This is a genomic window from Azospirillum sp. UFLA03-27, from assembly GCF_059803775.1.
Window position 1 is genome coordinate 1 of the sequence record NZ_JAUQTX010000314.1, and the last position, 6,545, is coordinate 6,545.

At 69.7% G+C, this 6,545-nt stretch carries 3 protein-coding genes; 2 read left to right on the forward strand and 1 reads right to left on the reverse strand.

Annotated features, from left to right (window positions below):
• Positions 1 to 74 precede the first annotated feature (74 nt).
• On the reverse strand, positions 75 to 2,588 hold the full coding sequence (locus Q4I23_RS29170; protein ID WP_498528527.1) for a helicase-related protein: 2,514 nt from the start codon (positions 2,586 to 2,588) through the stop codon (positions 75 to 77).
• Positions 2,589 to 2,760: 172 nt separating this feature from the next.
• On the opposite strand from Q4I23_RS29170, the gene Q4I23_RS29175 reads away from it, so the two are divergent.
• Together Q4I23_RS29175 and htpG are read left to right on the forward strand one after the other, a co-directional pair.
• A complete protein-coding gene (locus Q4I23_RS29175; RefSeq protein WP_498528528.1) occupies positions 2,761 to 4,386 on the forward strand; it encodes a hypothetical protein in 1,626 nt (541 codons plus the stop codon).
• A gap of 227 nt (positions 4,387 to 4,613) precedes the next feature.
• The gene (gene htpG / locus Q4I23_RS29180) at positions 4,614 to 6,503 is read left to right on the forward strand and encodes a molecular chaperone HtpG (protein WP_498528529.1); all 1,890 of its coding nucleotides are present in this window, start codon (positions 4,614 to 4,616) and stop codon (positions 6,501 to 6,503) included.
• Positions 6,504 to 6,545 lie beyond the last annotated feature (42 nt).

Genomic DNA, 6,545 nt, shown 5'->3' on the forward strand with positions numbered 1-6,545 from the left:
GAAGACGGCATACGCGATAGCTGTTATAGTCTCGTGGGCTCGGAGATGTGTATAAGAGACAGGTGTGTATCTCTTCATCCAATTCCCGAAAGCTGGCGCAGCTTGGCGAAGGGGTGGTCGGCGTTGACGGGGGCCTCGCGGCGGGGCTTGTGGCGCGGGTTGCGGCGGCGGCGCCAGGAGACCGCCCCATCCTCCGCCACCGAACGGGTGTAGCCAAGCCCCTTCATCACGGCGCCCAACTCGTCCGGCTTGGCGCCGATCATCTGGGCCAGCGCCGGCTCGGCCACCGCCCGGCCCTCCTTGGCGGCCGTCAGCAGCTCGGTCTCCAACCGGTCGAGCATGTCCACGCGCAGCGCCCGCGGCCCCGCCGCCGGGTAGCCGATGGCCTCCCAGAAGGCGGGCGGCGCGCCCGTCGCCTCCACCGAGACACGGCCCGGCGGCGGGATCGGCACCGGCAGGGGCAGCCGGTGCTTCACCGCCCACAGCAGACCGCGCAGTTCCACCGCCCCCGGCTTGGCGAGCGCCGTCAGATAGAGGTGCGACACGCCGAGCCGCACCCCGTGGCGGGACAGCGCCTTGCGGTCGGCCTTCTCCAGCCCTTCCACCATCGGAGCGACCGGCGCGCGGGGCATCGCCCCCATGTTCTCGACGAGCTGGAAGGCCAGCCCCCGCGCCGTTCCCGTCAGATCGGTCGCATCGCGCAACGCCAGCAGGGGGCGCAGCCGGGCGGCGACGCGGTCCTTCAGCCAGCGCTCCAAGCGGACGCGCACGCGGTCGAGCTGCCCCTGGTCGAGCAGCCCCTCGTCGAAGGGCAGAACCGCCGGGGTCAGAACCGACGGGCCGGGGCCGAGCCGGGCCACCGGCAAGCCGTCCGCCGTCAGCACCCCGTCCGGCCCGAGGGCGAACACGTCGTCCGGCTCCTGCTCGAAGGCGCGCAGGCGGGACGCCACCTCCTCGCGCAGCGCGCGGCGGGCGGCGGTCAGCAGGGACTTGGCCTCCTCCGAGCGCTCCGGCGCGTCGGGGACGAAGCGGAAGCCCTCCAGCCGGCCCACCGGGTGACCCTCCACCACCACCTCGCCGTCGGCGCGCACGCCGCCGATCAGCTCCCGCCCGTCCTTCAGCGTCCGGACCAGCGTGGCCGAGCGGCGGTCGATGAAGCGCTGCGTCAGCCGCTCGTGCAGGGCGTCGGACAGCTTGTCCTCGATGGCGCGGGTGCGCGCCTGCCAGTGCACCGGGTCGGTCAGCCAGCTCGGCCGGTTGGAGATGTAGGTCCAGGTGCGGATATGCGCGATGCGGGCGACCAGCGCGTCGATGTCGCCCTCGGTGCGGTCCAGCCGGGCGATCTGCTTGGCCGCCCAGTCCTCGTCCAGCCGCCCGATGCCGGTGCGCAGCTGCCGGAAGATCTGCCCGAGCAGCCGGGTGTGGGCGTCCGACAGCACCTTGCGGAAGTCGGGGACCTGGCAAACCTCCCAGAGCAGCCGCACATTGTCGCGGCCCTTGGCGAGGTCCATCACCTCATGGTCGCGGACCAGCGCCTGGAGCGCCAGATGGTCGTCGGCGTCGCGGGCGCGCAGCAGCTCCGGGATCGGCGGGCGCTCCTCCAGCGACTTCAGCAGGAAGCCCGGCGTGTCGAAGCGCAGCTTGCTGTTGCGCCACATCAGCGTCTTGATCGTCTCGAACTGGTGGTTCTCGACGCGGTCGACCACGTCGGCCTCCAGCTCGCCCACCTCGTCGGTGGTGCCGAAGGTGCCGTCGCGCATGTGCCGCCCGGCGCGCCCGGCGATCTGAGCCACCTCCGGCGCGCGCAGGCGGCGCGGGGCGAAGCCGTCGAACTTCACGATGCGGGCGAAGGCGACATGGTCGACGTCCATGTTCAGCCCCATGCCGATGGCGTCGGTCGCCACCAGATAGTCCACCTCCCCCGCCTGATAGAGCCCGACCTGGGCGTTGCGGGTGCGCGGGGACAGCGCCCCCAGCACCACCGCGGTGCCGCCGCGCTGGCGCCGGATCATCTCGGCCAGCGCGTAGACGTCGGTCGCCGAGAAGGCGACGACGCAGGAGCGCGGCGGCAGGCGCGTCAGCTTGCGGTAGCCGGCGTAGGTGAGCTGCGAGAAGCGCGGGCGGCTGATGAACTCGGCCCGCGGCACCAGCCGGCGGATCAGCGGCTGCACCGTGTCGGAGCCGAGGAACATCGTCTCCACCAGCCCGCGCGCGTTGAGCAGCCGGTCGGTGAAGATGTGCCCGCGCTCCGGATCGGCGCAGAGCTGCACCTCGTCCACCGCCAGGAAGTCCACCGCCCGGTCGAGCGGCATGGATTCCACCGTGCACACCCAGTAGGACGGGTTGGGCGGCAGGATCTTCTCCTCCCCCGTCACCAGGGCCACGGCGTTTTTGCCCTTGATCGACACGATGCGGTCGTAGTTCTCGCGGGCCAGCAGGCGCAGCGGAAAGCCGATCATCCCCGTCCGGTGGCCGAGCATGCGCTCGATGGCGAGATGGGTTTTCCCGGTGTTGGTCGGCCCCAGCACGGCGACCACCCGGCCACCCGCACCCAGACCGCCCCCGGACGAAGAAAGGACAGAGGTCATAAGCGTAAGTTTTGGGCCTGGGCACCGGCAATGCAAGCGTCAGGGCGGCCGTGCCATGCTGCAACGCCCATCCGGGACCGAACTCTTTCGGAAACGGTATAAAACCTCGGGCCGATGGACGGGCGCCGGTTATCCCGTCTACCCTGGCGCGCTCCACCCTAAGGGATTCCTCATGCGCCGTCTTCCCGCCCGTCCGCTCGCCGCCGCGCTGATGCTCGCAACCCTGGCGCTGCCGCCCGCCGCCGCCCGCGCGGAGGCGCCCCCGGTGACCGAGGACGGGGCGAGGGCGCTGGCCGCCGCGCTCAAGGACGGGCTGGCCCGCTGGTTTCCCAAGAGCGAAGGCGACGAAACCGAGCTGCGCTGGACCGGCGAGCCGGTGGCGACCCCGGCCGGTGACCATTACGAGGTGGCGCTGCCCGCCTTGACCGCGGTGTCGGACGACGGCACCACCGCCGACATCGGCACCATCCGCCTGACGGTGACGCCGCAGGACGGCAACACCCACGCCGTCACCGCCACCCTGCCCGACCGCGTCGCCATCCTGGACAACGGCAAGCCGTCGGCCACCGTCAAGCTGGGCCGCCAGCGCATCAGTGCCCTGTGGTCCGGCGCCTACGAGACGGCGCTGTCCATGGACGCGGAGTTGGGCGACCTGTCGGTCACCAGCGACCGCAAGGGCAAGAAGGGCAAGAAGGACGAGAGCGCCCTGACCGTCGGCGCCATCACCGTCGCCGGGGAGTTGAAGCCGGACGGCACCGCCGCCGCCGGCACCCCGCTGTGGAGCGGCCCCGGCGCCCTGTCCGTCAGCAACCTGCGCTTCCTCGACGAGACGAAGAAGGAGGTGCTGAATCTCGGCGGCCTGACGATGGAGGGCACCTACACCCGCGTCGACCTCGCCCGCGCCGACGCCATGCAGCGGCTGACCCAGACCCACGCCCTGGCCGGCACCCAGCCCCCGGCGGCGGAGCTGATCCCGCTGATGCAGAACCTGATGGGCGGGGCCAGCGGGCGGCTCCGCCTGTCCGGCCTGACCGCCCTGAACCCGGAGGATGGCACCCGCCTCGCCCTCGGCCAGCTCGTCCTGCGCGGCAGCGCCGAGGATCTGGACAAGCCGATGGCCTCGACCACCTTCGGGATCGAGTCCAGCGGCCTGACGCTGGAGCCGGAGGTAGCGCCGAAGGCCTTCATGCCGGACAAGCTGGACATCCAGATCAGCACCGCGAAGCTGCCGACCGCCTCGCTGTGGCGGGCCTTCGCCGACCTCGCCACGCTCGCCGAGGCCCAGGCCGCCGCGGGCGAGGAGGATGAAGAGGAAGACGGCGAGGAGGAGGCCGCCCTGCCCGATGACGGGGCCGACGAGGCGGCGATGGCCGCCATCGGCAACCGGCTGATGGGCGCCATGGCCGAGATCGGGACGGAGCTGAGCATCGACCGCTTCGTCGTCAACACCCCGGCGACCTCCGGCACCATGACCGGCGCCATGCGCATGGCCGCCAACTCCGCCTTCGGCGCGGTGGGCAGCAGCACCGTGCTGCTGCGCGGTCTGGACGCCGCCACCAAGGCGATGCAGCCCAAGCCGGGCAAGAAGGCCGACGAGAGCACCCAGAACGCGCTGGGCGTGATCGCCATGCTCCAGGCCTTCGGGCAGGCGTCCAAGGACGACGCCGGCAACGACGTGCGCAGCTACAAGATCGACGTCACCGAGACCGGCCAGTTCCTGCTGAACGGGGCGGACATGAGCGCGATGATGGGCATGGGCCAGCCGACGCCGGAGCCGATCCAGGGCAAGAAGCGCTGAGGCTTGGGGCCGGAAATTTTAGTCCCCTCCCCCGCCTAGCGGGGGAGGGTTAGGGTGGGGGCAAGACTTCCCTCACCCCACCACTCCGGTTGCGAAACTCCACGACAACGCCAGCCGATCGCTCTTGCATGGGGCCGCGCGCTCGCACATATCTGCGCCGTCCTTCGGACCCATCGGCAAGCCCATCAACAAGCCCACCACCAACAAGAACGATCAAGGATGACACCATGACCGAGGAACGGCTCAGCTTCCAGGCCGAGGTCAGCCGCCTGCTCGACATCGTCGCGCACTCGCTCTACAGCGAGAAGGAAGTCTTCCTGCGCGAGCTGGTCTCCAACGCCTCCGACGCCTGCGACCGGCTGCGCTACGCCGCGCTGACGCAGCCCGAACTGTCCGCCGACGACCCGAACCTGAAGGTCCGGCTGATCGTGGACAAGGAGGCGCGGACCCTCACCGTGGCCGACAACGGCATCGGCATGAACCGCGAGGATCTGGTCGAGAACCTCGGCACCATCGCGCGCTCAGGCACCGCCGCCTTCATGCGCAACCTGAAGGACAGCGCCAAGGAGGGCGACGCCAAGAAGGACGTCAACCTGATCGGCCAGTTCGGCGTCGGCTTCTACTCCGCCTTCATGGTCGCCGACCGGGTGGAGGTGCTGACCCGCAAGGCCGGGGAGACGCAGGGCTGGCGCTGGCTGTCGGACGGCAAGGGCGAGTTCACCATCTCCGACGTGGCCGACCTGCCGCGCGGCACGCAGATCAAGCTGCACCTGCGCGAAGGCGACGACGAGTATCTGGAGGAGCACCGCCTCTCCGCCATCGTCCGCAAATACTCCGACCACATCGCCATCCCGATCCTCTTCGGGGAGGGCGAGGACGCCAAGTCGCTGAACAGCGCCTCGGCTCTGTGGATGCGCTCCAAGAACGAGATCACGGCGGAGCAGTACACGGAGTTCTACCACCATGTCGGGCACGCCTTCGACGATCCGTGGCTGACCCTGCACTGGCGGGCCGAGGGCGCTATCGAATACACGAACCTGCTGTTCGTGCCGTCCTCCAAGCCGTTCGACCTGTTCGACCCCAAGCGCGCCCACCGGGTGAAGCTGTACGTCAAGCGCGTCTTCATCACCGATTCGGCGGAAGGGCTGCTGCCGCCCTACCTGCGCTTCCTGCGCGGCGTGGTGGACAGCGAGGATCTGCCGCTGAACATCAGCCGCGAGATGCTCCAGCACAACCCGATGCTGGCCAAGATCCGCGCCGGCATCACCCGCCGCGTCCTGTCGGAGCTGGGCAAGAAGGCCCGCGACACCGAGAAGGCGGAGGAATACGCGGCTTTCTGGGAGAATTTCGGCGCCGTCCTCAAGGAAGGCCTCTACGACGACTACGAGCACCGGGACGATCTGCTGAAGCTGATGCGCTTCCGCAGCACCGCCGGTGATGGTCTGGTCTCGCTGGAGGAGTATCTGGGTCGCATGAAGGAGGGCCAGGAGGCCATCTTCACCATCAGCGGCGACGACATCGAGACGCTGAAGCGCAGCCCGCAGCTTGAAGGCTTCAAGGCCAAGGGCGTCGAGGTGCTTCTGCTGACCGACCCGGTGGACGAGTTCTGGGTGCCGTCGGTCGGCAGCTTCCAGGACAAGCCCTTCAAGTCGGTGACCCGCGGCGGCGCCGATCTCGGCAAGATCCAGGGCGGCGAGGAGAAGCCGGCCGAGGAGAAGGCCTCCGAAGGTGAGCTGACCGACCTGCTGGTCCTGCTGAAGCTGACGCTCCAGGACGTGGTGAAGGACGTCCGCCCGTCGGAGCGCCTGACCGACAGCGCCGTCTGCCTCGTCGCCGACGAGAACGACATGGACATGCACCTGGAGCGCCTGCTGAAGCAGCACAAGCAGCTCGGCATGGACGCCCCGGCGGCCAAGCGCATCCTGGAGGTCAATCCCGCCCACCCGCTGATCAAGCGCCTCGCCGAGCGCGCCAAGGCGAGCGGTGCAGCGACCTCGCTGGACGACGCGGCGTGGCTGCTGCTCGACCAGGCGCGCATCGTGGAAGGCGAGGCCCTGCCCGACCCCGCCGCCTTCGCCCGCCGTCTGGCGAGCGCAATGGAGAAAGGGCTGGCATAAGGCTGTCTCTTATACACATCTCCGAGCCCACGAGACTATAAC

What these genes read in the sequence shown, in the direction of transcription:
- Q4I23_RS29170 (WP_498528527.1), bottom strand. Translation starts at nt 2,588, where the DNA reads ATGACCTCTGTCCTTTCTTCGTCCGGGGGCGGTCTGGGTGCGGGTGGC.
- Q4I23_RS29175 (WP_498528528.1), top strand. Translation starts at nt 2,761, where the DNA reads ATGCGCCGTCTTCCCGCCCGTCCGCTCGCCGCCGCGCTGATGCTCGCA.
- htpG (WP_498528529.1), top strand. Translation starts at nt 4,614, where the DNA reads ATGACCGAGGAACGGCTCAGCTTCCAGGCCGAGGTCAGCCGCCTGCTC.